Annotated in this window: 25 protein-coding genes and 3 pseudogenes; 17 read left to right on the top strand and 11 right to left on the bottom strand. The window is 39.6% G+C overall.

Annotated features, from left to right (window positions below; all coding sequences use genetic code 11):
• Nucleotides 1-65: 65 nt before the first annotated feature.
• Complete coding sequence (locus tag LY624_RS20485; RefSeq protein WP_341804533.1) at nt 66-695, bottom strand: NAD(P)-dependent oxidoreductase; 630 nt, start codon at nt 693-695, stop codon at nt 66-68.
• A gap of 102 nt (nt 696-797) precedes the next feature.
• Between LY624_RS20485 and LY624_RS20480 the strand changes: the two genes are divergently transcribed.
• Complete coding sequence (locus LY624_RS20480; protein ID WP_341804532.1) at nt 798-1,682, top strand: LysR family transcriptional regulator; 885 nt, start codon at nt 798-800, stop codon at nt 1,680-1,682.
• A 45-nt stretch (nt 1,683-1,727) separates the two neighbouring features.
• A complete protein-coding gene (locus LY624_RS20475) occupies nt 1,728-1,979 on the top strand; it encodes a TIGR03643 family protein (RefSeq protein WP_130151843.1) in 252 nt (83 codons plus the stop codon).
• 2 nt (nt 1,980-1,981) lie between these two features.
• Here LY624_RS20475 and LY624_RS21395 read toward each other — a convergent pair.
• The 4 genes and pseudogenes from LY624_RS21395 to LY624_RS20460 form a co-directional block, all read right to left on the bottom strand.
• A pseudogene (locus tag LY624_RS21395) lies at nt 1,982-2,410 on the bottom strand (methyl-accepting chemotaxis protein); the annotation flags it as partial.
• 162 nt (nt 2,411-2,572) lie between these two features.
• A pseudogene (locus LY624_RS21390) lies at nt 2,573-3,205 on the bottom strand (PAS domain S-box protein); the annotation flags it as partial.
• Nucleotides 3,206-3,496: 291 nt separating this feature from the next.
• Nucleotides 3,497-4,816 (bottom strand): methyl-accepting chemotaxis protein, encoded by a 1,320-nt coding sequence (locus LY624_RS20465; protein ID WP_341804529.1) that lies wholly within the window; start codon nt 4,814-4,816, stop codon nt 3,497-3,499.
• 102 nt (nt 4,817-4,918) lie between these two features.
• On the bottom strand, nt 4,919-5,173 hold the full coding sequence (locus tag LY624_RS20460; protein WP_237119197.1) for a YfhL family 4Fe-4S dicluster ferredoxin: 255 nt from the start codon (nt 5,171-5,173) through the stop codon (nt 4,919-4,921).
• 610 nt (nt 5,174-5,783) lie between these two features.
• On the opposite strand from LY624_RS20460, the gene LY624_RS20455 reads away from it, so the two are divergent.
• The 5 genes from LY624_RS20455 to LY624_RS21385 all read left to right on the top strand — a co-directional run bounded on the left by LY624_RS20455 (nt 5,784) and on the right by LY624_RS21385 (nt 8,473).
• Complete coding sequence (locus tag LY624_RS20455; protein WP_052698263.1) at nt 5,784-6,407, top strand: SMI1/KNR4 family protein; 624 nt, start codon at nt 5,784-5,786, stop codon at nt 6,405-6,407.
• A 612-nt stretch (nt 6,408-7,019) separates the two neighbouring features.
• Entirely contained in the window at nt 7,020-7,394 is a 375-nt protein-coding gene (locus LY624_RS20450) for a hypothetical protein (RefSeq protein WP_341804528.1), read from the top strand.
• 142 nt (nt 7,395-7,536) lie between these two features.
• The gene (locus tag LY624_RS20445) at nt 7,537-8,007 is read left to right on the top strand and encodes a GNAT family N-acetyltransferase (RefSeq protein ID WP_341804527.1); all 471 of its coding nucleotides are present in this window, start codon (nt 7,537-7,539) and stop codon (nt 8,005-8,007) included.
• A 110-nt stretch (nt 8,008-8,117) separates the two neighbouring features.
• Entirely contained in the window at nt 8,118-8,264 is a 147-nt protein-coding gene (locus LY624_RS20440) for a hypothetical protein (protein WP_341804526.1), read from the top strand.
• Between the two features lie 23 nt (nt 8,265-8,287).
• Complete coding sequence (locus LY624_RS21385) at nt 8,288-8,473, top strand: GNAT family N-acetyltransferase (RefSeq protein WP_445936749.1); 186 nt, start codon at nt 8,288-8,290, stop codon at nt 8,471-8,473.
• Between the two features lie 138 nt (nt 8,474-8,611).
• On the opposite strand, the gene LY624_RS20435 is transcribed toward LY624_RS21385, so the two are convergent.
• From LY624_RS20435 to LY624_RS21380, 5 genes and pseudogenes are all read right to left on the bottom strand, one after another.
• Nucleotides 8,612-10,045 (bottom strand): S41 family peptidase, encoded by a 1,434-nt coding sequence (locus tag LY624_RS20435; protein ID WP_341804525.1) that lies wholly within the window; start codon nt 10,043-10,045, stop codon nt 8,612-8,614.
• 390 nt (nt 10,046-10,435) lie between these two features.
• The gene (locus LY624_RS20430; RefSeq protein WP_341804524.1) at nt 10,436-10,915 is read right to left on the bottom strand and encodes a DUF6653 family protein; all 480 of its coding nucleotides are present in this window, start codon (nt 10,913-10,915) and stop codon (nt 10,436-10,438) included.
• Between the two features lie 162 nt (nt 10,916-11,077).
• The gene (locus LY624_RS20425) at nt 11,078-12,679 is read right to left on the bottom strand and encodes an ATP-binding protein (protein ID WP_341804523.1); all 1,602 of its coding nucleotides are present in this window, start codon (nt 12,677-12,679) and stop codon (nt 11,078-11,080) included.
• 12 nt (nt 12,680-12,691) lie between these two features.
• Entirely contained in the window at nt 12,692-13,414 is a 723-nt protein-coding gene (locus tag LY624_RS20420) for a response regulator transcription factor (RefSeq protein WP_341804522.1), read from the bottom strand.
• 208 nt (nt 13,415-13,622) lie between these two features.
• Nucleotides 13,623-13,895 (bottom strand): annotated as a pseudogene (locus tag LY624_RS21380) (integrase core domain-containing protein); the annotation flags it as partial.
• Between the two features lie 105 nt (nt 13,896-14,000).
• Between LY624_RS21380 and LY624_RS20415 the strand changes: the two are divergent.
• Genes LY624_RS20415 through LY624_RS20405 form a run of 4 tightly spaced genes read left to right on the top strand, consistent with a single transcriptional unit; the run spans nt 14,001 to nt 17,494 of the window.
• Entirely contained in the window at nt 14,001-14,459 is a 459-nt protein-coding gene (locus LY624_RS20415) for a MarR family winged helix-turn-helix transcriptional regulator (RefSeq protein ID WP_341804889.1), read from the top strand.
• On the top strand, nt 14,459-16,399 hold the full coding sequence (locus LY624_RS20410; protein WP_341804521.1) for an FUSC family protein: 1,941 nt from the start codon (nt 14,459-14,461) through the stop codon (nt 16,397-16,399). Before LY624_RS20415 ends, LY624_RS20410 begins: the two co-directional genes overlap by 1 nt.
• Entirely contained in the window at nt 16,392-16,622 is a 231-nt protein-coding gene (locus tag LY624_RS21375; RefSeq protein ID WP_445936748.1) for a DUF1656 domain-containing protein, read from the top strand. Before LY624_RS20410 ends, LY624_RS21375 begins: the two co-directional genes overlap by 8 nt.
• Nucleotides 16,619-17,494: an HlyD family secretion protein gene (locus tag LY624_RS20405; protein WP_341804520.1), complete on the top strand. Its 876-nt coding sequence runs from the start codon at nt 16,619-16,621 to the stop codon at nt 17,492-17,494. Before LY624_RS21375 ends, LY624_RS20405 begins: the two co-directional genes overlap by 4 nt.
• On the opposite strand, the gene LY624_RS20400 is transcribed toward LY624_RS20405, so the two are convergent.
• A complete protein-coding gene (locus LY624_RS20400; RefSeq protein ID WP_341804519.1) occupies nt 17,487-18,407 on the bottom strand; it encodes a LysR family transcriptional regulator in 921 nt (306 codons plus the stop codon). The genes LY624_RS20405 and LY624_RS20400 overlap by 8 nt on opposite strands.
• Nucleotides 18,408-18,758: 351 nt before the next feature.
• On the opposite strand from LY624_RS20400, the gene LY624_RS20395 reads away from it, so the two are divergent.
• The 6 genes from LY624_RS20395 (at nt 18,759) to LY624_RS20370 (ending at nt 23,760) form a co-directional block, all read left to right on the top strand.
• Nucleotides 18,759-19,679: an alpha/beta hydrolase gene (locus LY624_RS20395; protein WP_341804518.1), complete on the top strand. Its 921-nt coding sequence runs from the start codon at nt 18,759-18,761 to the stop codon at nt 19,677-19,679.
• A gap of 88 nt (nt 19,680-19,767) precedes the next feature.
• Complete coding sequence (locus LY624_RS20390; protein WP_341804517.1) at nt 19,768-20,190, top strand: hypothetical protein; 423 nt, start codon at nt 19,768-19,770, stop codon at nt 20,188-20,190.
• Nucleotides 20,191-20,204: 14 nt separating this feature from the next.
• Complete coding sequence (locus LY624_RS20385) at nt 20,205-20,852, top strand: SDR family oxidoreductase (RefSeq protein ID WP_341804516.1); 648 nt, start codon at nt 20,205-20,207, stop codon at nt 20,850-20,852.
• A gap of 25 nt (nt 20,853-20,877) precedes the next feature.
• Nucleotides 20,878-21,555: a hypothetical protein gene (locus LY624_RS20380; protein WP_341804515.1), complete on the top strand. Its 678-nt coding sequence runs from the start codon at nt 20,878-20,880 to the stop codon at nt 21,553-21,555.
• Nucleotides 21,556-21,595: 40 nt separating this feature from the next.
• Nucleotides 21,596-22,648, top strand: coding sequence for an NAD(P)-dependent alcohol dehydrogenase (locus LY624_RS20375; RefSeq protein WP_341804514.1), 1,053 nt, complete (start codon nt 21,596-21,598; stop codon nt 22,646-22,648).
• A 197-nt stretch (nt 22,649-22,845) separates the two neighbouring features.
• Nucleotides 22,846-23,760: an alpha/beta hydrolase gene (locus tag LY624_RS20370; protein WP_341804513.1), complete on the top strand. Its 915-nt coding sequence runs from the start codon at nt 22,846-22,848 to the stop codon at nt 23,758-23,760.
• Nucleotides 23,761-23,797 lie beyond the last annotated feature (37 nt).

Below are 23,797 nucleotides of genomic sequence, written 5' to 3'. Positions count from 1 at the left end.
TTAAATAGGTAACTTAACACATCACTCAAGAATACCATTTTATGAGCCTGAAGAAAGGCTCGTTATTAGTAAGCAATACTAATACGTTGATTTAAATGTGCTGCCGACTGTGCTTCATCAAGCATCGCTTTTGCATAGTCGGTGACTGATATTTTGCTTTCGCCGTTTGCATCAGTAAAGAAGCTGTCGCCACCGACACGGTATGGGCCTTCTGACTCACCAGGGTAGATAACCGCAGCGGGTGAAACAAAGGTCCACGGCGTATCTGTTGTTGATACTCTAAATACATCAAGCGCTTCACCTTGAGCAATGGCTTCTGCTTTGTATTCAGCAGGAAAGTCTGGGCTTGATACCAGTGTTACACCGGGTGCCACTTCTAAGCTTCCTGCACCGCCCACCCATAAAATGCGTGTGCCAGTACCTGCAAGCGCGTTTAGTAATTGCTTTGCTGTGTTTGCAACAATTTCATGGTTACCTAAAGCACGACCACCAATTGCAGCAATAACAACATCGCTACCCGCTGCTGCGCTTGCGATATCATCTTTTGTTAAATCAAATTCAGTCACAGTAACGTTATCTTGCGTTACTTTACTTGCATCTCTTACTAGTACATTTACTTGATGACCACGTGTGATTGCTTCTGATGTAATGTGACTGCCAATCCAACCTGTTGCGCCAATAACTGCTAATTTCATGGGGAATTCTCCGTTGTTTGTTTCAATGATTGCAGTTTACTTGTTCACTAATTACTGATAAATACACTATATAGATACACATTGTTTCACTTTAAGATACCAATGGACAAACTCAATTCAATTACTAGCTTTGTCGAAGTTGCCCGTACAGGCAGCTTTACTCAGGCCGCTGAACATTTAGGCTTGAGCCGGTTACAAGTTTCTAGGCATATTCAAGATATTGAAAAGTGGCTAAGTTTAAGGTTATTTCATCGCACAACACGAAAAGTAAGTTTAACTGTTCAAGGCGAAGAAGCCCTTAGCTATTGCCAGCAAATACTAAATCAAGTGTCTGACTTACAAAGCCGAGCGCATAGCCATAACAACGAATTGGTGGGGACTATTCGCGTTGCCTCTCCCATTGGACTTGGCCAACATAAGCTGTTTGATGCCATTAAAGAGTTTACCAAGCGCCATCCACAGACGCGATTTGAACTGTTACTTTCAGATAGTTTATCGCAGTTGGTTGATGACCGCGTTGATATTGCTTTGCGTTATATCCACCAGCCCGATGAAGGTCTTATTGCCCGCAAGCTCATGTATATCGCAACTGCAGTGTGTGCATCACACGATTATTTAGCTGCGAACCCACCGATTCATGAGCCGAGTGACTTAACTGCACACAATTGCCTTATTCATAACAAACACACTATTTGGCAATTTCAACGTGACGATAACACACAAAAAGTGACTGTTAAGGGCAACATTGTTGCCAACGATATGGGCGTACTTTTAAAAGCAGCAAAACAAGGGATGGGGGTTGCTCACTTGCCTTGTGACTTAGCTAATGACTATTTAGCATCGGGAGAACTTGTTAAAGTACTGCCAGAGCACATAACAATTGGCTCTCACTTATGGGCGGTGTATTTATCACGTAACTTCCAGCAAAATGTAGTGAGGGCGTTCATCGACTTTTTAGCAGAGCACTGGCAACAAGATATCTTATAATCTAAATCCGCTGCAGCTACGTATAAGCTACAAAAAGGAGCCGAAATGCAGCACTTAGATCATGAAATATCTCGTATTATAGAGATGGCGTGGGAAGACAGAACTCCGTTTGAAGCAATAAACCAACAGTTTGGCTTAAATGAAAAAAGCGTTATCACGTTAATGCGTGAGCAATTAACAAACTCAAGTTTTAAACTTTGGCGAAAACGCGTATCTGGGAGGCAAAGTAAGCATATAAAACTTCGCCACCCTGATATTCTACGTGGTTATTGCAAAACCCAATACAAGCACAGGTAACACTATTTAAGTTGGTCAGCGAACTGACCAACCGCATCCACTACTTTTTGCGCGCCGTTTTGAATGTCACTCATCACTTTTCCGGATTCAGTCGCAAGGCTGTAGCCCTGCTCAGCTTTACTTTTTCCTTGCTCTATCACCTCTACCGTATTTTGCGTCAGTGCCCTGTTTTGCTGTACAACATCAACAATTTCAACCGTCGCTTTCGAAGTGCGTGAAGCTAGCTGCCTTACTTCGTCGGCAACAACCGCAAAGCCTCTGCCTTGCTCACCGGCCCTTGCAGCTTCAATTGCCGCATTTAGAGCAAGTAAATTAGTTTGATCTGCGATACTGCTGATGCTCTGTACAATATTAGCTATATGCTGAGATTGCTTATCAAGTGCTGCTATTTCCGTTGCTGCTTGCTCCATTTTTTTTGCAAGTTCGTCCATTACATTCACCATATCACCTAATACCTCAGCGCCTTGATGAGCGATTTGGTCAGTTTCTGTCGAGGTGTTATATGCAATTTCAGCAGCTTGAGATACAGCTATTTCACGATTAATTAGCTCTGTAATCACTGTTGCAAATTTTACGATTTTATAAAGCTCCCCCTGCTCACAAAAAACAGGATTGTAGCTTGCTTCAAGCCAGACAGGTTCACCATATTTATTAACGCGTTTAAAGCGCGACGCAATAAACTCGCCCTTTTGAAGCTTTTTCCAAAAGTCGGCGTAGTCTGCTGAGTTTGCCTCCTCGGGTTCGCAAAAAATACTGTGGTGTTTTCCCACTATTTCTTGTTTTTTGTAGCCAACGCCTTGTAAAAACTGCTCATTGGCAGTAATTACATGGCCAGATAAATCAAACTCAATCACCGCCATTGAGCGATGAATCGCTTTTACTAAATCTTGGTTTTCTCTTGATGTTTCTATGGTTCGGGTAAGTGCACTGGCATGCAAAGTAAACTGCTGGAACTGCTGCTGCCTATTAATAACCGGATGCAAAATAACCCGCAACCACGCTTGTTCATTATGGGCATTTACAAGCTGTACAGCACCTACCCATGCCTCTTTATCATCAAGCGCTTTTTTAAAGTTGTGGTAATGGCGTGTCGTTCTTGCCAGTTCAGGCACTAAACTAAGAAGTGATTTGCCTATCAGTTGATTTTTTTCATAACCTAGCTCAACGGTTGCTTGTTCATTCAGTGACAAGATATGTGCATTTTTATCTAATTCTAAAGTAAGCATTTTACTGTCGAGCGTATTTTTTACTTGTGAAACAGTAAACAACTCATCGTCTAATTCAGTAACTTTATTCTTTAATGATTGACTAAAAAACATAGGACTCTTCACGTTAAGGTAAGATAAAATACACCTTGGTCTGATGTATAGGCATGCACATAGCAAAATAGTATATGCATGCTTACTTTAACGTATTCGTTACAGTAAAATCCTTATTTTTGCGATAATAGGAAAATTCTTAAGACGAAATAAGAATTAACTTAACAATTTGAATATAAAAAAGAAAAATACGCATATTTAACTTGTTAGTTGATTAGCAAACTGCCCAACGGCATCGACAACTTCCTGCGCTCCTTGCTGAATATCTTCCATGACTTTTCCTGATTCATTGGCTAATACTTGCCCCTGCTCAGCTTTAACTTTACCTTGCTCTATCACTCGCACGGTATTTTGCGTAAGAGACTGATTGTCTTTTACGACATCAACAATTTCTTCTGTTGCTTTAGACGTACGAGACGCCAATTGCCTTACTTCATCAGCCACAACAGCAAAACCACGCCCTTGCTCTCCGGCACGAGCAGCTTCAATCGCGGCGTTTAACGCCAATAAATTGGTTTGCTCAGCAATACTACTAATGCTTTGCACAATATTGGCTATTTGTTGTGATTGCTCATCAAGCGCTGCGATTTCCTGTGCTGCCTGCTCCATTTGCTGCGCAAGCTCATCCATCACAGCCATAGTGCTTTGTAAAACGTGTGCACCTTGTTTGGCGAGCTTGTCTGTTTCTGTTGAGGTGCCATAAGCAATTTCTGCGGCTTGAGAAATAGCATGCTCACGGTTCACTTGATCAGTAATGACAGTGGCAAACTTCATTACTTTATACAACTCACCAAAATCATTCGTAATAGGGTTATAAGACGCTTCAAGCCATACGTCATTACCATAACGGTCAACGCGCTTGAAACGCTCAGCAATAAATTCCCCCCGTCTTAGGCGCTGCCAAAATGCTTCATATTCTGCGGAGTTAGCGACCTCGGGCTCACAAAACATACTGTGATGTTTACCTACAATATCGTCTTTTTTATAACCCATGGCTGCTAAGAAAGGCTGATTCGCATTGAGTACATTACCATTTAGATCAAACTCAATAACGGCCATTGAACGGTAGATAGCATTAATAACATCCCGTTGTTCACGGGAACTGGCAATTGCATCAGTTAGCACCGTGCCGTAAATCGCAAAATAGTCCAGCTCCCCTTCTGCGGTATGAACTGGATGAGCAATTAAACGTAACCATTCGAGCTTGCCATCGAATCGAGCTATTTGTAGATGACCGACGCCATGCTCTTGACGATCAATTGCACGTTTTAGCGCTATAAATTGATCACTACTTTTAGATTGAGGTGTAATTATGTTTTCAAAAGGAGAGTTAATTAGCTGCTCAAGAGAGTAGCCTAATTCATCTAAAAAGTTTTGGTTAATATAAGCCATAACCCCATCAGCATTGAGCCTAAGAACCAGCATTTCTTCATCAATGCCTGCTGTTAGATCTTTAAGCGGGTAGAGCTCTGCTTTTAATGCTGCAATTTCAGCTTCTAAAGACTTACCAAACCACATAACACACCTTAATTAATAATAACGTATTGTTGTACCTAGAATTGTAGAACAATTAGCGCAAGCTGCTACTTTAAAATCATTAAAAAGAATGAGTGTACAATACTAAGACGCTTGAGAAGTGAGTTTGACGTACTTATCAGCAAGTTCATCAAGTGATTCTCGATGATTTGGATCAGGTTTAATGCAATCGATTGGGCAAACACTCACGCAAGTCGGATTATCGTAATGGCCAACACACTCCGTGCATTTATTAGGATCGATTTGATAAATCTTCGCGCCCATATAAATAGCCTCATTCGGACACTCAGGATCGCACATATCACAGTTAATACATTTGTTATTGATGAGTAATGCCATGACACACCTTTAAGCACGATAATGAGTATTGCCATTAAAATCCACATTATGGATTTCGGACGCAACGAAATTGCAGCCGCGTAATATAGATTGCAGCGAATGAAATTTCCTTGATCTAGATCAACCTTAGAAGTACCAAGGATTTTCTTCGGCCGATGTTCTAGAGTTACTGCATCAGCGATTATTTACCGAGCTTAGTTGTTTGATAAGGAAGTAAGATGCTTTTTATGGAAGCTAAACAGATTTTTGGTGCCTGCAACAGTTATTAAGAAGTAACTCATTTCTGTTCCAAAATGAGTTAACGTAATTGATTTAAAGGTGGCTTTAAGCAAACAGCAAACAGCAAACATTGAATATTTTCTTTTGATATGGTTTTTATATTCAGAATTTACAACTTTCCCCTATATTCAGGAAAATGAGCAATTTGCGCATGTTTATCGTAAGACCACTTTACCAAACTAAAAATATTTTGTTAGCTAGTAAAAGGTTAGTTAATTTGATAAAAATGTAGTAATCATAAGGATGGGCAGTTGTGTGGTAGAAATTTGCGCAATTTGCGCACTATTAAATTGTTAGCTGCAATAGATTTGGTTTCAACTGGAGAGTATATATGTTAGAAAAAGCAACGGAATGGCTATCGAATCATGCACCTAAAATTGTAGAGGCGCTTCAAGAACCTGCATCGACAGATAAAATTAATGAACTGGAGATTTTAGTAGGTAAAAACTTACCTGAAAGCCTTTGGACTTTATATCAAACGTATAATGGAATAAATCCAGATATGTTTGCTAATTTAGTGTACGGCATGCCATTCATTTCAATAGAGCAAACAATTAGTCAAATTACCAAATTTGAACTACCTAATGATAAAACTAATTTAAACTATTCAGATGATGGTATCAAAGCAGGTTATAGCTTCGGAAAGTTAAGGGTTCCTATTGGTGATGATTCGGGTTCCTGTTTAATATGCGTAGATCTCGACCCCGACATTAATGGTACTTATGGGCAAGTAATTTTAATAGACTATGAGCATAATGTAGCTCTCAAACTTGCTGACTCAGTAGAAAATTATATTGAAAAATTCACATCTGATTTACTTTCAGGTAAATATTCTCTTCAAGAGGATGCGCTAGAGGATGGTGTACATTGGCTTCAACCAGAAAGTGAAATTGATCCTGGTAATTGGTTTAGTTCGCCTACTTGGCAATATGTGCCTGGCCATAATTGCAGCTAACAAGCTGTTAAACGAGGACAAAAAATTGTTGGCTTTTGTTCCTTCGTCACTATTTTAGCCAACAACTTTTTGCCTGTTAACAGGGCGTTAGACAAAATTTTGAAGGACAATAATCTAGGATTTATCTACGACTTTCTAGGTGAAAGAGATAATGGCTTAGTTTTGCCTTTTTTCGCCAAGTGGACTTCCCAAAATCATTCAAAGAAAATGCTTTGGAGTCGAATTTGAGCGTAGTACGGGATTTACTCAAAGCATAACGGTTGAGCAGCTAGGTAGCTGCTTAAAATCAGTTAGTTAACCCGCTTAATTGCTCGGACTAGCGGCCTCCGTGTACGTAAAAATATAATTGCTTATTAATGAAAATTTAGGTGTAATGAATACATAATAAACGCTGAGCAATGCAGGGAAAGCTTACTTAACACTAGCTAAGCTGATTAAATTAGCGAGGAAAGTGAGAGTCTCCAAAAAGCCTATTTTTTATAAGTAAAGCCATAGCATAAACAACACCAACTCTGACACACCGAGCTGGTAGCGGCTCAGTCCAACAAGCGATTATGCAACTCAAACAGCGTGTTGCATAAATACTAAAATGTTATGTGGATGGAGGAGAAAATGGAAAGTCTTTTATATCTCGCAGCTTTCTTGCTAATGGTTGTATCTATTGCTCATTCTTACCTCGGAGAACGCTTTATCCTTTCTAGGTTGTTTAAGCGTGACAACTTGCCAAAGATCTTGGGAAGCGATGATTTTACTAAACGTACGTTGAGATTTGCATGGCACTTAACCTCAGTTGCCTGGTTGGGGCTAGCTGGCATTGTTGTGGCTCTAGTGCAGCCAGAGTTTGGTAAACAACTGGTTGGCCAAATAATCGCTATTACATTTGGTGTGCACTTTCTGACGGCCCTATTGGGATCAAAAGGAAAACACCTATCATGGATACTGTTTGGTGCAATTACCGTTTTGGTGTTGGTGGGAGCATCCACATAACAAACTGCTCAAGAGGGATTCACAACGCTTAGCATTTTTGCTGCTTCTTCAAATTTAGTGTTTATGGCACAATGCTTTAGGTAAGGTGGTAGCGTTGTTCACCCCTTACTTGGGTGTTAGGTCCCTTAAGGAAAGTTAAGTAATGATTCGAAAAGCAGAAAAATCAGACTATGAAGAAATGGACTTAGTATTCAGAGAGTCAGCCAAAGCACTTTGCATTAGAAACTATGAAACATCACAAGTTTTAGATTGGATTGGTCAACCTTGGGCTGAGCGTTTTATCGAAAGCGCAAATAAAGGTAATGATCAATTCGTAAAAATCAGTAATGGAAAAGTAGTATGCTTTGCTGAACTGAATATTAAAAACCTAAAGTTAAATTCTATATTTGTTTTACCTACATATATAGGTAAAGGCATTGGGCAAGAAATGCTGAACTTTATATTTAGCGAAGCTCAAAAAGCAGGCTTACAATATTTAGATCTTGATGCTTCTTTAAATGCTGTTAATTTTTATATGCGTAATGGTTTTAAAAAGTACGGCATTAGTAAATTTACAACTCAAAATGGCGTTGTTTTGGACTCTGTGCAAATGAGGTGTGTACTCGGCACATAATAAGCTGTTCAAGCGGGACTGTTAGATTTTTCGAGGTTTAAATGGATTTCACTTTTATCAAAGTCAAAGAAGACGATATTCCTTTTTTATTGGAACTTAGAATAAACACCATGAGTGAACATTTCGATAAAGCAAATGTAAGCCTATCTATCGCCGATCATTTAGAATTGGTAAAAGAGAACTTTGAGTGTATGTATTTTGTACTTTTCGGCGATGTAAAAATAGGGATGCTAAAATACGAAGAGATGGGTGTATAGGCAAAATTCATCAACTTCAGATCATGCCTAAACAACAAAACAAAGGGTATGGACAAGCTATCTTATCTTGGTTTATCAAGCACTCAACGTGTAAAGTATTAGAGATTAATGTATTAAAACAAAATCGTGCTTTAAATTTATACCTTTCTCTGGGCTTCGTAAAGATTGGAGAGGACAAATATGAGTATCATTTACGCCACAAACTCTAACAAAATCTCTCAAGGCGCTCGCTTCGCTCGTAGAGATAGCAACACGTCTTTGTACAAAAACGAGTTGTATACCTGTTTACTCATTTCAGTAAACCAGAATACATTGAGAAACGACTCAATGTATTCTAATAATAAGCGCTAGTCTTGAGAGAGAAGCCATTCTACAGCTGCGTCAAAACCTTTATCTGTGCCACTTACGCGATCTTGCAGGTTAAAAAATGACGTTTGAATCATCGGTGGGATACCTGTTTGCTCGTATAACACGCGCTGGTTTGATAATTGTTTCAGATTAGACAACCCAAAGACAAAACCATTCGGTAGTGATTTAATTAAACTACCCGATAACATTCCTTGCGTTGCCTCTCCTATTAATGTCACTTTTTCTGATGTACTAAGCATCACAGTTGCAAGCTCAGCAGCAGAAGCCGTTGTGTTACTTATCAGCACTACAACGGGTTTACCATAATTGTGTGCTGCGGGTGTGAGTGTTACAAACTGCTCAGGGGTAAACTGATTTCCGTAACGAGTACTTTTAATGTAGCCCGTTTGTGGGCTGGCAATGAAATACTCAGCGAGTGCCTTTGCCAAATAAGTATAGCCGCCACCGTTAAATCTTAAATCAATAATCACACCATCTGTTGATTCGAAATCAGCGATAACTTGCTTCATTGTGCTATGCAGTAAAGCAAGTGCTTCAGGGTGCTTATTCTCTTCGGTATAGTCGTTAAAGCTATCAATAAACAGATAACCTAACTTTTCGTGTGTCCCCCAAATAATGTGGTCATTAGCTGCAAATGATAAAGTATCTGAGGATAAATTACTTAAAATAGCAGCCTGAATGAGGTCTTCACTCTCTTTGATGTACTCTGCTAAGGCACTATTTTGAGATATAGTTAACGGCGGCGTTAAATCATTTTTAGTAAGAAATTCGTTTCGTAAGCGCTCATATAATATAGGCTTTTCTGACTGGCGATAAACGGCCACTTTATCGCCGTCTGAGATAAAAGCATGTCCATTTTGCAACGGCTTAATTGCCTCAGACATTATTTCGAATAACTCTGCTCTTGAGGTTTGCTCTGATACAGCCCACCTAGCTTGTTGGGCTACCTCGGTCCAATCCACCCCCACAGATTCAAAGCTATAATGGTATTGTGAAAAGGTTTGCAGAAACATCTCTAATGTCACTTCGGGGGAGTTGTTATCAATCCCTGATGTTAAATCAAAAATATCATGGCGACATATTTCAGGCAGTTTTGATGATGATTCGTACTCAATGCCAAAGTCATTATCATCCACCGACAAGCCTAGGTATGTTGGGCTGAATAGTTCGTTGTCTGCTATCTGATAACGGCTTAAAAACTCGCTTTTACTTAAGGTTTCAATTTTAGAAAGTAAACAGTAGTCTGGTGTAAACTCATAATGCATAACAGCATCTGCCACGATATGAAGTGCAGAGCCATAAGGCTCGGATACCCAATAACCTTGCTCGGGTTCAGACAGTCTACTTTCATCACACCCTCCCAATAAAAACAAAACAGGTAGTGCTAGTGTACCTAATCGACTCAGTTTCATAACATCCTCTTAATGCCAGTTTATCCAGTTCGTGATTAGTCGCTAGAAATTTTCTTACGATGAGCTATAAATCTCATCGCTTCCATTTCATGGCAAAACGAACCAGTATTGATTAAATTGTCTGCATGATAATCAAATGGCGTAGTAAATATCGGGTCGTTATGTGTCGAAATAAGACAGTTTGTGACAGTGCTCGTTAAAACGTGTCAGGGTTTGTTCGCAGGTGCTTTTTCAACGTTGTCATGGTGATACCAATCCGCAATAATACTTAATCATTTTGAGGGATAAAGCCTGTCGCTACCTGCGTTAAAAATTTCTCATTTAGAACAACTAAATAACGAACTTTTTGCCTTGTTATCAACGAGGTTTTATTGCCTCAAAATAGACTACTTAATTAAGCGAATTGGTATAAAGCCACACCATGCGGTCTAAAAACCAGCTTTTAGCTAAATAAGTTATTAAAACCCCATAAATACAGTGAGTAATATTAAAGCTATATGCACCCCACAAACTTATGAAAACACCCACTAAAGCCGTTATTTTCAGAATCTGATACAGTCGTATTTGATGATGCTCAGGCAAGCTGCTGCGATCACGGTTTAAGTATACCTGTTCGCCAAGCACAGCTTTCGTTGCCCAGCTAGACGCATCTTTAGGTTTTGAGAAAATAATGGGATTAATAAACGTCCAAACAACAGCTAATATCAAAACGACTATCATCAAAGTGATGCTGTAATTTCTTAGCCAAATAGCAGCTAAAAAGAGAGGCTGTACGCTGTATCGAGACCACACACTTAAAGGGTTTGCATGCCTACCCCAACCATCGTGATCGAGCCTAAATAAGCGAGCCAACTTGCGTTCAATTGTCATACTGTGCTCCTTGGTATAAAAGAGTTTTGATAAGTTTAATACTATGTACAAATCAAAACCAGCAAGTAGCAGTATAACGAATAGAATACAGGCTTAATGTGACAAACTGGGACAGTGTTTTATTCGTCAGCCCCCTCTTTATACCTCACATTACTTAACAGCTCACTCAGAGCATCTATGCTCAGATGGCAAGTTAAAAACAAATAGTGCACCACCTAAAGCAGAACGCCCAGCAGTAATAGTGCCGCCATGCCACCTAGCTATTTGACTCACAATCGCAAGCCCTAAGCCATAACCATTATTTGACTCTGCTCTTGTGCTGTTAAGCTGCTCAAAAGGCATAAAAATGCGTTCCAGATCAGCCTCATTTATACCTGGCCCATCATCGCTTACCTCAATTGTAAATTGCTCCGCTTGTAGGTTATATACAAGGGCGACTTCAACCTGAGAGTGAGCATATTTGCATGCATTGATGACTAGGTTGCTAACTGCACGCTGCATAGCAGTTTTATCAACATAAGCGAGCTTATCTCGACATTGAGGCTCGATATTTAACGTGTGTTGGATTGTCGGATATAACTGAAAAATATTGTGGCATTCCCACTCTAATATTGAAGAAAGGTTATAACTTGCAAAATTAGCTAATTGTATTTTGTTGCTGTACCGAGATAACTGTAGTGTTTGATTAACCAAATGCTCAACATCATCAATGCTGTTAAGAATCGTTTGTCGATACTGGTTATTTTGCTCTTTTGACGTTGAGTCATCGAGCATCTCAAACGCAAATCTAATTCGATATAACGGAGTGCGTAAGTCATGCGCTATAGCATTAGTGAGTGTTTTTTGGCCTTCAAGCAACTGCTCTATTTTCTTCGCCATTTGATTAAATGTACTACCTAAACTAGCAACAACAGATATTTTTGATACTTCCGCCCTACTGTGTAGGTTTCCTTTACCAAACTCCGATGCTGCAACCAGCAGGTTTCGAAGATCACGCCATAACGGGTATACCCATAAAAACATACAAACAGAAATCAACAGTACAAACACGACTATCAATATCAGTACCACTGAAAGATCCACAGAAGTCATTGGTATCAAATTAGCGTTCAAATACCCTTTTTTTGCTGGTAGCTGAGCATAAAATGATAGATCCCCTGAAGGCTCTTCTCGCCAGAAAAAACCATCTTGCTCAATTTGTTGTTGTTCATCCAATGTGGGATTAAGTAAGTTAGGTTCGATGATCTCCATCTCAAAAGAAAATGTTACCGACAATTGCTCAAGAAGCGACGGCCAGTCCTGCGAAGGTGTATTTTCAAATGCTTGTTGAAGAAGGTATATAGACCCTTGAGCGCCGCGTCTGATTTTTTCTTCTGCTGAAACATCAGTAAAAAACTGTAAGACTTGATCGCTTTGAGGTACTGTTTTTAAAAGACTTTCAGGCTCTGCATTAATGAATAGTATTTCACCTTGCTGTAAAAGTGCTTTTTGCTTATCACTCAAAGACAAACTAGTTAAAGGCACAAGCCTAATATCAAAACCAAATTTCTGCTCCAGTGAAGCAATGCTTTTTTGCCTCTCAGATTCAGGAATAATCGTTAATCGCGACTCAATTAACCTCAGTGTACCTTGATAGATATGAATAAATCGCTGACCTTCAATATGCTCATTAAATCGCACTATCGGATTATACTGGCTAGGATATAAAAGAAAGAATAGAGGACCAAACACCAGCAACCATAATCCTGCAAACGATTTAAGCATACGCCATACCCTCTAATATACGCATAACTGATACCCCAGTCCTCTCACAGTTTTTATCATCTCTTCAGGGTGGTACATATGTAGTTTCTTTCTTAATCTTGACACGCGCCGATCAATAGAGCGGTCTAATCCATCATATTCAAATCCTCTAATTGTCTGGATTATGTCATCGCGTGACACCACCTTACCTATTGAGCGAGCCAGTAATACCAATAGTTCAAATTCTGCACTCGTGAGTTCAACTGAATGACGATTTAATGTGACTGAGCGGTTGCTCAAATTAATGACTAAGGGGCCACATTCTATAGCCGCATGAACTTCGTCATTAGGATGATATGGGTTTGCTCTTTGTGAACGACGAAGTAAAGCATTAATTCTCGTTAGGAGTAACCGAGGTTGAACTTGTTTTACTATGTAGTCATCAGCCCCTATCTCAAGGCCCAACATTTGGTCAATATCATCGTCCAGTGCAGTTTGCATCATAATAAAACCGTGATACTCACTGCGGATCTGGCGGCAAACATCCAAACCATTCATCCCCGGAAGCATAATATCCAAGATAACTAGGTCAGGTTGGCAGCGTAAGATTTCCTTTGCAGCCTCCGCACCATTAGAAAACACCGACACATTAAATTGATATCGCTCTAAAAAGTCTCTGATTAAACAGGATAACGCTAAGTCGTCTTCAACAAGGAAAATAGATTTTTTGGAGTTGGCTTGTGGTGATAAATTCATCCTTTTCCTCTATCAATGAGCTGAGGGCTTCAAGAACCCGATTAAACTTCACAGCATCATTTAACCTACAATGTGTACTGAAGAAATGCTAATCTTTGTTATACTATCACTCGGTTTCTAAACTCGCTACTGTTACGATTTCATGTCTAAGTGTGCAGCATTTCCCCTCTTAGCGCTTGTTCTGGTCAACTCTAGTCAGACACTTTTCTTAAAAATTTTCATACTCTACTGGTGACTGGTCGTTATTAGCTAAGTGCAACATTTCAAGATTGTATTACTTTATATATTCAGCAACATTCTTTTGTATGTGGTCACAGGTTGGTTGAGCCACTTTTAACAACCAATCATTTTTCAAACTGCCAAAGCACGTTTCACAACAGCGTTATTCCAACAAGGCCCCCATACCAAACTGCTTTAACAGTTTACGATATCGCTTACTCGTATACTGAGACCCTCTATCATAATGAAACACTAAGGATTGCTTCTAAAACAATTTTAATGGCAATAATTGCCTAGGCAATTAAATTAATGTAGAGTATACTTATCGAATCAAAGTTAACAAGTTTTTCAGAACGAGATTACTGTGATGTTAAATAAAACCAAATTATTACATGAATTGACAAGCAGCTTACAACCTGTTCAGCGAGCTTGGAAAAGAGCTGTAGGTAAAGTAATTGCAGATTATGGAATCTCGATGTCACTTACTACAGTTATAGTTTTAATTCACCGAAACTCACAGGGGATGAATCAGAAGCTGCTGGCTGATGAAATGGGTATTAATCCTGGCGCATTGGTAAGATTAGTAGATCAAGCTTCATCTGAAGCATACATCGAACGTCGATGTGAGCCTGGGGATAGAAGATCAAAAATCCTACATATTTTACCAAAGGGTAAGAAGCTAGCAGTTGAAATTGAGCAGCTGGCGGACGAGCTACGATTAGAATTGATGAAGGATGTTGAGCCTGAATTAATTCATAAAGTTTCTGAAGTACTGCGTTTGTTTGAAAAACGCGCCAATGAATATACAAACAGCGCTGAAAATTAATGTATGGTACAACTAAAAGTCAAGTAGCATATGCTGTAAAAATTTATATATCAGCAATGCTCGCTTATTTTTTTGCTGTAGAAATCGGTTTGTCTAATCCTTATTGGTCAATAGTTACCTGCGTTGTACTTGCAAATCCATTATCTGGTTTACTTTATGCGAGAGCAATTTATCGCTTAATAGGTACTCTTATCGCAGGTGCTTTATCGCTATTATTGTCTGCCTTATTTATCAATGAACCTATTTTACTTATCTCATTAACAGGATTGATCTCAGCATTAATACTCACAATGTCTTTTGCAGACAGAACACCTAAAGCTTATAGCTTTCAGCTCGCAGGTGTCACGATGATGTTAGTTCTCATTGCGTATATGGGTCAACCTTCAACTATGTTCCCAATGGTCACATCAAGGGTTTTAGAAATATGTATCGGTATCTTAGCAATAATGTTTGTAGATTCATTCTGGCAGCCTGGTTCATCGTTAGCGACTTTAAGAGCTCGAAAAGACAATTGGATTAATGATCTTACAAAATGGAGAGAAGACAGTTTTCTTGCTCTGTCGGATCATAGCGTAGACCAAGATAGAATAAAGTTGTTGAATGATGTGTCATCCCTTTCTCAGTCAGTCTCCACGATGAAATATGACTTCTCTATTGATAAACAAACAAGACAAGCTTTAATAGCATTACAAAAAAGTATTATAAGATTGATCCCACGTATCGCCGCGATTGCTCATGCAATGACAGGGTTATCGAAAGAAACCCATGCAAAGATACTAAAACCTCAAAACAGGCTTTTATTAAACTCTACCGAGCAGAGCCTTAATTTTTCAAAAATCCCAACATCAGTGTACATACAAGCATCCCCTTGGGAGAAAATGATTCTAAAGCAACTAGAGCAGCTACTTTTGCAACACAAAGATGATTGGTTAGAGTTGATGAAATTGAATCAATTAGTAGATGGTCATTCAGTAAATAAAGAAACAATAAACTCAGCTATGAAAGCTAAAGCATTGCCTCTAATTCGAGATACTGGATTAATGGTAAGAATGTTTGCTGGTATTTCGCTGACATACTCAATTCTCTGTTCCATCTGGTATTTTACTGGCTGGATGCAAGGCCCAAATTTAGTGCTTCTCGGTGTAGTTGCTATAGGTTTCTTCGGAGCGGCTGATGAGCCAGGAACCACAATAAAACAGTTTGGGCGTTTTACTTTTATTTCAGTTTTAATGGCATTTTTTCTTAGTTATGTTTTATTACCTTTAGCTAATAACTACGCGGGTTTTTTAATAGTTATGGCTATGTACATGTTGCCTATAGGTCTTTGGGCATCTAAAAATCCATTAGCTCTTTTGGCTTTAGCACTTAGTCTTAGCACTATTAACCTTCAGAGTCACTATACTCCATTCAATATTGATTACTTTTTAGAAAATGCAATAGCATCTCTTGTTGGTGTTCACGTTGCATTTGTAGCTGCTTCTGCATTTCGCCGGTGGGGAGCACAAAATGCAATTGAGCAACTAATAAAACGCGAAAAGAAAGATGCGCTGAGCCTTCATTATCGATTTAATGAACCTGCCGTGCAAAAATATGCAACTCGTGCTTTAGATAGAATGGCGTTACAAGCTACAAGACTAGAGGTTTCTATCGAGAAAACAAATTTTATTGTTCTTGCGGGCATTTGCGCTAACGTTTATGCCGCTCGATTACGTCAAGCTACATCTGAAAGCTCTGAATTACAGTTTATAAAGCCATTGCTATTGTTATTGACCAAGTACGATAGACAAGATGATACAACTACTTCTGCTCTGATAAAACAAATTGACTTGAGCCTACAAATCTCTCACGAACAAGGTTTATCAGATGTTCAACGACTATTAACTGGACTGCGGTTAGCAATGTTTCCGCACTCACCAAATTGGAAACTAACACATGCCTAATGAAATCGATATTTTTGGTATTTATGTCTCTCCAATGCTGATTTGTATAATTTCTGCATTTCTACTACGAATTTTTTTATCAAGGGTAATGCAGCGTATTGGTATTTATAAACTTATATCCCACAAACCTATCTTTGATACAGCAATATTTATCTCACTGGTCGGTATTATTTTTAACCTATTTGTTGGTATATCAGCGCAAAAAGGAGGTTTTTTATTATGAGCAACAAGTTTATTTTTTCAAGCCTAAGAATATTACTCACTATTAGTGCGCTGGTGTTAGCTGGTATCACTATATGGAACCTCTATATTTACTATCATTTTTCGCCGCAAACGCGAGATGGCAAGATAAGAGCTGACATAGTCCAATTAGCTCCAGATGTATCTGGACGAGTTGAAAAAGTATATGTCCATGATAATCAATCTGTAGTCAAAGGCACGCTTTTATTTAGCTTAGATAAGGCACGTTTATCAAATGAAGTTGATAAGGCTAAGGCAACTGTTATGTTATCGAAAGCAACTTTACTTTCAGCCCAAAGAGAACTTGAGAGATATAACCGTTTAAGCACTGCAGTTTCAGTGCAATTACGTGATGACAAGCGTGATGCTGTTGCATTAGCAAGTGCTAATATGGAGCGGTCGTTAGCTGAGTTAGCACTTTCAGAATTAAACCTAAATCGAGCAGATGTATATTCACCCGTTGATGGTGTGGTAACTAACTTTTCACTGAGGCCAGGTTCTTTTGCAAAAGCGGGTTCTCCGATTATGGCTCTTATTGATCAAAAGAGTTTCTACGTTTCAGGTTACTTTGAAGAGACAAAGCTAAGTCGAATTAGTAATGGAGCAAAAGCAACAATTTTTGTTATGGGTGAAAAAGAACCAATTTATGGACATGTTGAAGGTTTGTCAGCAGGTATTAGTGACAGCGAGCTTTCTAACACCTCAGACAATATGTTAGCAAATGTTAACCCTACGTTTAGCTGGATCCGACTAGCACAACGAATTCCTGTTAGGATAAAAATAGACCGTATTCCACCAGAGTTTAACTTAATAGCTGGAAGAACGGTATCTGTCTCGTTGGATGAAACTAACTAGATTTTAACAGCTCCCTCTTTTCTTTTAGAAAGTCGATAAACGCTCGGGTTTTTGCTGGCATGTTTTCTCTTGATGGAACATAAAGATAAAAGCCAGTAAAAGGCGGGCACCACTGATCTAAAACACGAATAAGACTGCCATTTTCAATGTGCTTTTGGACTGCAAAATTAATGTGCTGAATTAAGCCTATCCCCTTTAAGCCTGCGCGTATCATTCCTTCGTCATCATTTGTGATCAGCCTGCCATTTGGCTGAACTTCTAAGTCTCTGCCATTAGGCTCTGGGGAAGTAAACTCCCAAGAATATAATGCATGGCTGGTTGCATTTCTGAATCCTAAGCAGTTGTGATTGACTAAATCAGCAGGTGATTGTGGTGTGCCGTATTGTTCAAAATATTCGGGCGTACCCACTACTGACATTTCAAGCATTGGTGTTATGGGAATTGCGACAACATGTTCAGCCAGTGATTCGCCTAATCGAATACCTGCATCGCACCCTTCTGCAATTATATTTGCTAAGCCATCATCCATAACCAATTCGATTTTCAGCTTTGGATAACGAGTGAGAAACTCATTGATATGTGGCTCAATTAAGTAGTTTGCCACAACTTTAGGGGTATTTATCCGCAATAAACCAGAAGGCTCATCATGAGCTTGACCTAAATTTCTAACAGCGCGGTCAATTGACCCAAAAGCAGGGGAGATAGCGTCTAACAGCAGTTGCCCTTCTTCAGTAAGTGACATGTCTCTGGTTGTTCTAAATATCAATGTGGTATCAAGTTTTTGCTCAAGGCTTTTTAGGTTTTGTGATAAAGCCGCTCGTGTAATCCCATATTCTTTGGCGACTTTGGTAAAGCTTTTTATCTGCGCTATGCGAACGAACCATAATAGTGAAGGTAATAATGAAGGATCCATAAACGCTTTCTCAATATTTTAAGTGTAGAAGACAGGTTAAAAGCTTTAATCAGGGATAGATTACTTCATTAACCAGCAATTTTATTGTCTTAAAAATCAATTTAATAAATCAGAAGCAGGGTTAACTAAAAAGTGAAACTGCTTATTGTAAACTAATGCTTAACACTGTAGTCATTATTATACTCTTGTCCAAGTCTAATATGAGCTCTATATTTAACACATCAGCTGAAACTGAAACGAAGGTAGCAAAGGGTTTTAATCTCAGTTAGCAATATGCAAATTAATATTTAATTTTAACCTGAAGTTTGAATCTAGCTTCAGATTAACGTCGAACTAATAAGGATGACGATTATGAAAAGTGTAATGATAAAAAACAAATTCTGGGATATCGCTGCGGATATTTATTACCCACCTGGTTTTTCTGAAGATAAAAAATATGCCGCAATTATTAGCGCACACCCAATCGGTAGCTGTAAAGAGCAGACATCAGGTGAAGTATATGGAGCTGCATTAGCCAAAGCGGGCTTTGTAGTGATTGCATTTGATGCAAGCTATCAAGGCGCGAGTGGTGGTGAGCCGCGTTATATAGAAGATCCGACTCAGCGTGTTGAAGATTTCCGCGTCGTTACTGACTACCTAGTTACACTCCCTTATGTTGATGAAAACCGTATTGGTGTATTGGGTATTTGTGGTGGTGGCGGTTATGCCATCAATGCTGCAATGACTGAACGCCGCATCAAAGTAGTCGGAACTGTAACGGGTGCTAACTATGGTCGTTTAATGCGTGAAGGCTTCAGTGGTTTTGACCCAATTGCTGCTTTAGAAGCGATGGCAGCCCAACGTACAGCTGAAGCACGTGGTGAAGAGCGTCGAGTTGATGATCTTTTGCCTCCATCACCTGAAGAAGCTAAACGCTTGGGTTATGAAGAAAGAGATTTATTTGGTGCTACTGAATATTATCGTTCAGATCGTGGCCGTAAACCAAATGGTGTAAACCGTTCATTATATTCACATCAAGCTGCTGCAGTTGGCTGGGATGCATTTCATCTAGCTGAAGTTTTACTAACACAACCATTGATGGTGGTTGTAGGTGACCAAGTGGGGGCTTTTGGGGCATATCGAGATGGCTGCGAAATTATTGGTCGAGCGGCATCTAAAAACAAAGAGCTTGTCGAGGTTCAGGGTTGGTCTCATTACGACTTATACGATAAGCCTGAGCCGGTAGGTATTGCTCTAGATAAGTTAATTCCATTTTATCAAGCAAATCTGTAATGACTTAACAGCGCTTCACAAAAGTGCGGCGCTTTAGTTGCTAATTTTCTGGATGAGTTTTGGGCTAGCAGCTTATAGGAAATTCACGATGTGTATTCAAAGTCAGTTTAAACCGCATGGCAAATATAGTCTGCAAATTCAAAACGGAATAATTTTAATAAAGGCAAGAGGTGCTTGGAATTTAGAAGGGAAAATGTCGCTTATGGATGAGTTATTTTCCTCTATTAAATTGACGAAACAAAAGTATTTTTCAATGTTAGTTGATGTGTCTGAATTCGAGCTAGGCACTCCTGATTTTCAAGCGCGGGGTGTTATCGAAAAAACCAAGTTGATTGAATTAGGTCTGCGAAAAACCGCTTATGTGAATAGTGTAAAACGGACCTCTCACATCCAACAAATAGCAAGTATGCAACCTCCTAGCACTGCATATCTGTGGCGCATTTTTAATTCTCACTCTGCAGCTCAAAAATGGTTGGCAGACGAGTCACTAAATAACCTTATTAAGTTGTAGAAGGTAGTTAAAAAATGAAGAAAGTTCTGATCTTAGGTGCAAGCGGGCAGATAGCTAAATGGGTCGTGTCTATGCTGGCTGATAATATTGACATTAAGCAAACTCTATTACTAAGAGATGCAAACAAACTCGATTATGAATTGCCAAGTAATGCACAGTTGGTTGTTGGAGATGTGCTGAATAAAAAAGGATTGGCGAAGGTAATTAAAGGGCATGACATTGTGTATGCAAACCTAGCTGGTGAAGTTGACTTGCAAGCAAAAAATATTGTGGCGGCAATGAATGATGCTCAAATAAGCCGTCTTATTTTTATAAATTCATTGGGTATTTATCAAGAAGTGCCCGGAAAATTTGGCCAATGGAATGAAAATGAAATTGGCAAGTATTTGGGGCCTTATCGTCAAGCTGCCGATGTAATTGAGGGATCTTCGCTCAACTACACTATTTTAAGAGCAGCTTGGCTGACTGATCATGATGAAGTTGATTATGAAATAACTCAACGTGATGAACCATTTAAAGGCACTGTGGTTTCGCGTAAAAGCGTTGCAGCATTAGTCACACAAATTATTGAATCGCCAGCAACTTATTCACACGAAAACGTAGGGGTTAATAAACCTAATTCAGAAGGTGATAAACCTGTACTTGATTACGAGCTAGCTTAGTGAATAAAGAGTTCATGAGGATACTATGAAGATTGTAATAATAGGCGCATCGGGCATGGTTGGCAGTGCGGTTTTAAGAGAGTGTCTTAATGCTAATGATGTTGAGCAGGTGTTAGTGGTTGGTCGCAGTAAACTGCCATTACAACACCCTAAGTTAATAAGTATTTCGAGCAATAACTTATTTGATTTAAGTGAAATTAAAGAAACGCTTATACCCTATGATGCCTGCTTATTTTGTTTAGGTACATCAATTGGTGACAGTAGTGAAGATGTTTATAAGAGTTTGAATCAAACTTTGCCTTTAGCTGTTGCTAAAACATTACTTGATGCTAATCCAGCTATGAGCTTTACCTATGTGTCGGGCAAAGGCACAGACTCTACTGAGCAAGGAAATGTAGCCTGGGCGCGAATTAAAGGTAAAACCGAAAATACGCTGTTGAACATGGGCTTTAAGGATGCGTATATGCTGCGCCCTGCACTTATTATCCCTAAAAATGGTGAGCAATCAAAAACAAAAGTATATCGATTACTTTATCGCTATACAGGATGGGCGATGCGAGTTTTACAGCCGCTTTTTCCTTCTATGATAACGGATACTCAAAAAGTAGGGCGCGCAATGTTAACTCTTTTAAGGGCGCCAGCAAGTAATCACATCATCGAAAACGAACAGATTAATTTATTAGCAAATCAGCAAATAATTTAATGCAAACTCTCGCGTTAAATTTAAAACATAAAAGGAGCAAATGATGCCTTCACAAGTTAAAGGGTATGCTGCCCACTCATCAGAATCAGATCTGGTTCCTTATTCATTTGAAAGACGTGATCTTCGAGCCGATGACGTTGAAATTGAAATATTATATTGTGGTATTTGCCACACAGATATCCATCATGTACGAGGTGATTGGGGGCCAGAGGAATACCCAATGGTGCCTGGTCACGAAATCATTGGTCGCGTCCTGAAAGTTGGCGAGGGTGTGACAAAATTTATCGTCGGCCAATCTGTTGGTGTTGGCTGCTTAGTTGACTCATGCCGCGAATGTGGTTCATGTGAGCATCATCAAGAGCAATACTGCGATGAATTTGTGCCAACTTATGGTAGCCGCGATAGGCACGATGGCACGTTAACTTTTGGTGGTTACTCAGATAAAATCGTTGTGTCTGAACGATTTGTTTTAAGCATCCCCGAAAACTTGAATCTTGCAGGCGCTGCACCTTTATTGTGTGCGGGTATTACCATGTATTCACCATTAAAACGTTGGAACATCAGCGCTGGTAAAAAAGTGGCGGTTATCGGCCTTGGCGGTCTTGGGCACATGGGAATTAAACTAGCTAAAGCTATGGGCGCAGAAGTCACCCTGTTTAGTCGTTCAAAAGGGAAAGAGGAAGATGCTTATCGGTTAGGTGCTGACCATGTGGTTATATCAAGCTCTGAGTCGCAAATGCTGTCAGTGAAAAGCTCATTCGATCTAATTATTGATACTGTTCCTTATAATCATGACGTTAACCCTTACCTTAAAACGCTAGCGCCCGATGGTGCGTTGGTATTAGTTGGTTTCTTCGGCGCTTTAGAGCCCACGGTACAAACAGCAGCACTTATCGCCAGAGGAAAAACTCTGACAGGCTCATTGATTGGTGGGCTTGAAGAAACGCAGCAAATGCTTGATTTTTGTGGTGAGCACAATGTGACCGCAGACATTGAGATGTTAGATATAAAAGACATTAACTTGGCATATGAAAGATTATTAAAATCAGACGTTAAATATCGCTTTGTGGTTGATATGAATTCTATTAAATAGATAAATGATTTTAGCCATTTCACAAGGTGTATGAGCTTTACTTAATTGTTAATTTAGACAAACACCCTGTCATTTTAGGCAAACATTTTTTTCAGCCCACTCCTATACTTAATCTCAATGAAGGACGCAAAGCAAATAGCTCTGCAATCGAGAATAGTCTCTGTCCTTACTTATTAACCCAACGAGGATATACGCTCATGAACAAAGTTACTTTTCCAAACACTAACGGTTTAGATATTACTATCGCTGGTTTATTAAATTTACCTGCTGATTTTGATGAAACTAAAAGCTATCCAGCCGTTGTCGTATCGCACCCAGGTGGTGGTGTTAAAGAGCAAACAGCAGGGACTTACGCACGTAAACTAGCTGAGCAAGGTTTTGTCGCTATTGCGTACGATGCATCTTACCAAGGTGAAAGCACTGGTGAGCCACGCCAACTTGAAAACCCACATGTTCGTACCGAGGATGTGAGTGCAGTAATCGATTACTTAACGACCTTACCTTATGTAGATAATGATCGCATTGGCGCAATGGGTATCTGTGCGGGTGCAGGTTACACCGCAAATGCTGCAATTAACGACCGCCGTATTAAAGCCGTTGGCACAGTAAGCATGGTAAATATTGGCCAAATGTTCCGTAATGGCTGGGATAACAATGTAAAAGACAGCGACGCTATCCCATATATCCAAGCTGGCTCTGATTCTCGCACATCGGATGCAAGTGGTAACGACATTGCGACTATTCCAATGGCACCGCTGAAAGAAGAAGATGCACCAAACGAAGAACTTCGCCAAGCGTGGGAGTACTATCACACAGACCGCGCCGCTTATTGCACTGCACCGGGTTTTGCGACTGCACGCAGCTTAAATCAAATCATCACTTATGATGCATTCTTTAAAGCTGAAGCATTTTTAACGCAACCATTACTGACCGTTGTCGGCAGCAATGCAGGCAGCAAGTGGATGAGCGATGACCTAATGGCGCGCGCTGCATCAAGCAGCAAAAACATGCACATCGTTGAAGGTGCAAACCACATGGATTTATATGATGGCGAAAGTGAAATCACTGAAGCCATCAGCGTATTAGCCCCATTCTTTACAAGCAATCTGTAATTATTAATACGTATGAGCCCAAACAGGGCTCATACCT

Source organism: Pseudoalteromonas sp. N1230-9, assembly GCF_032716425.1.
In the GTDB taxonomy this organism is placed as follows: domain Bacteria; phylum Pseudomonadota; class Gammaproteobacteria; order Enterobacterales; family Alteromonadaceae; genus Pseudoalteromonas.
Note: the sequence above shows the minus strand (reverse complement) of the source record. Positions and strands in the feature narration are given on the sequence as shown.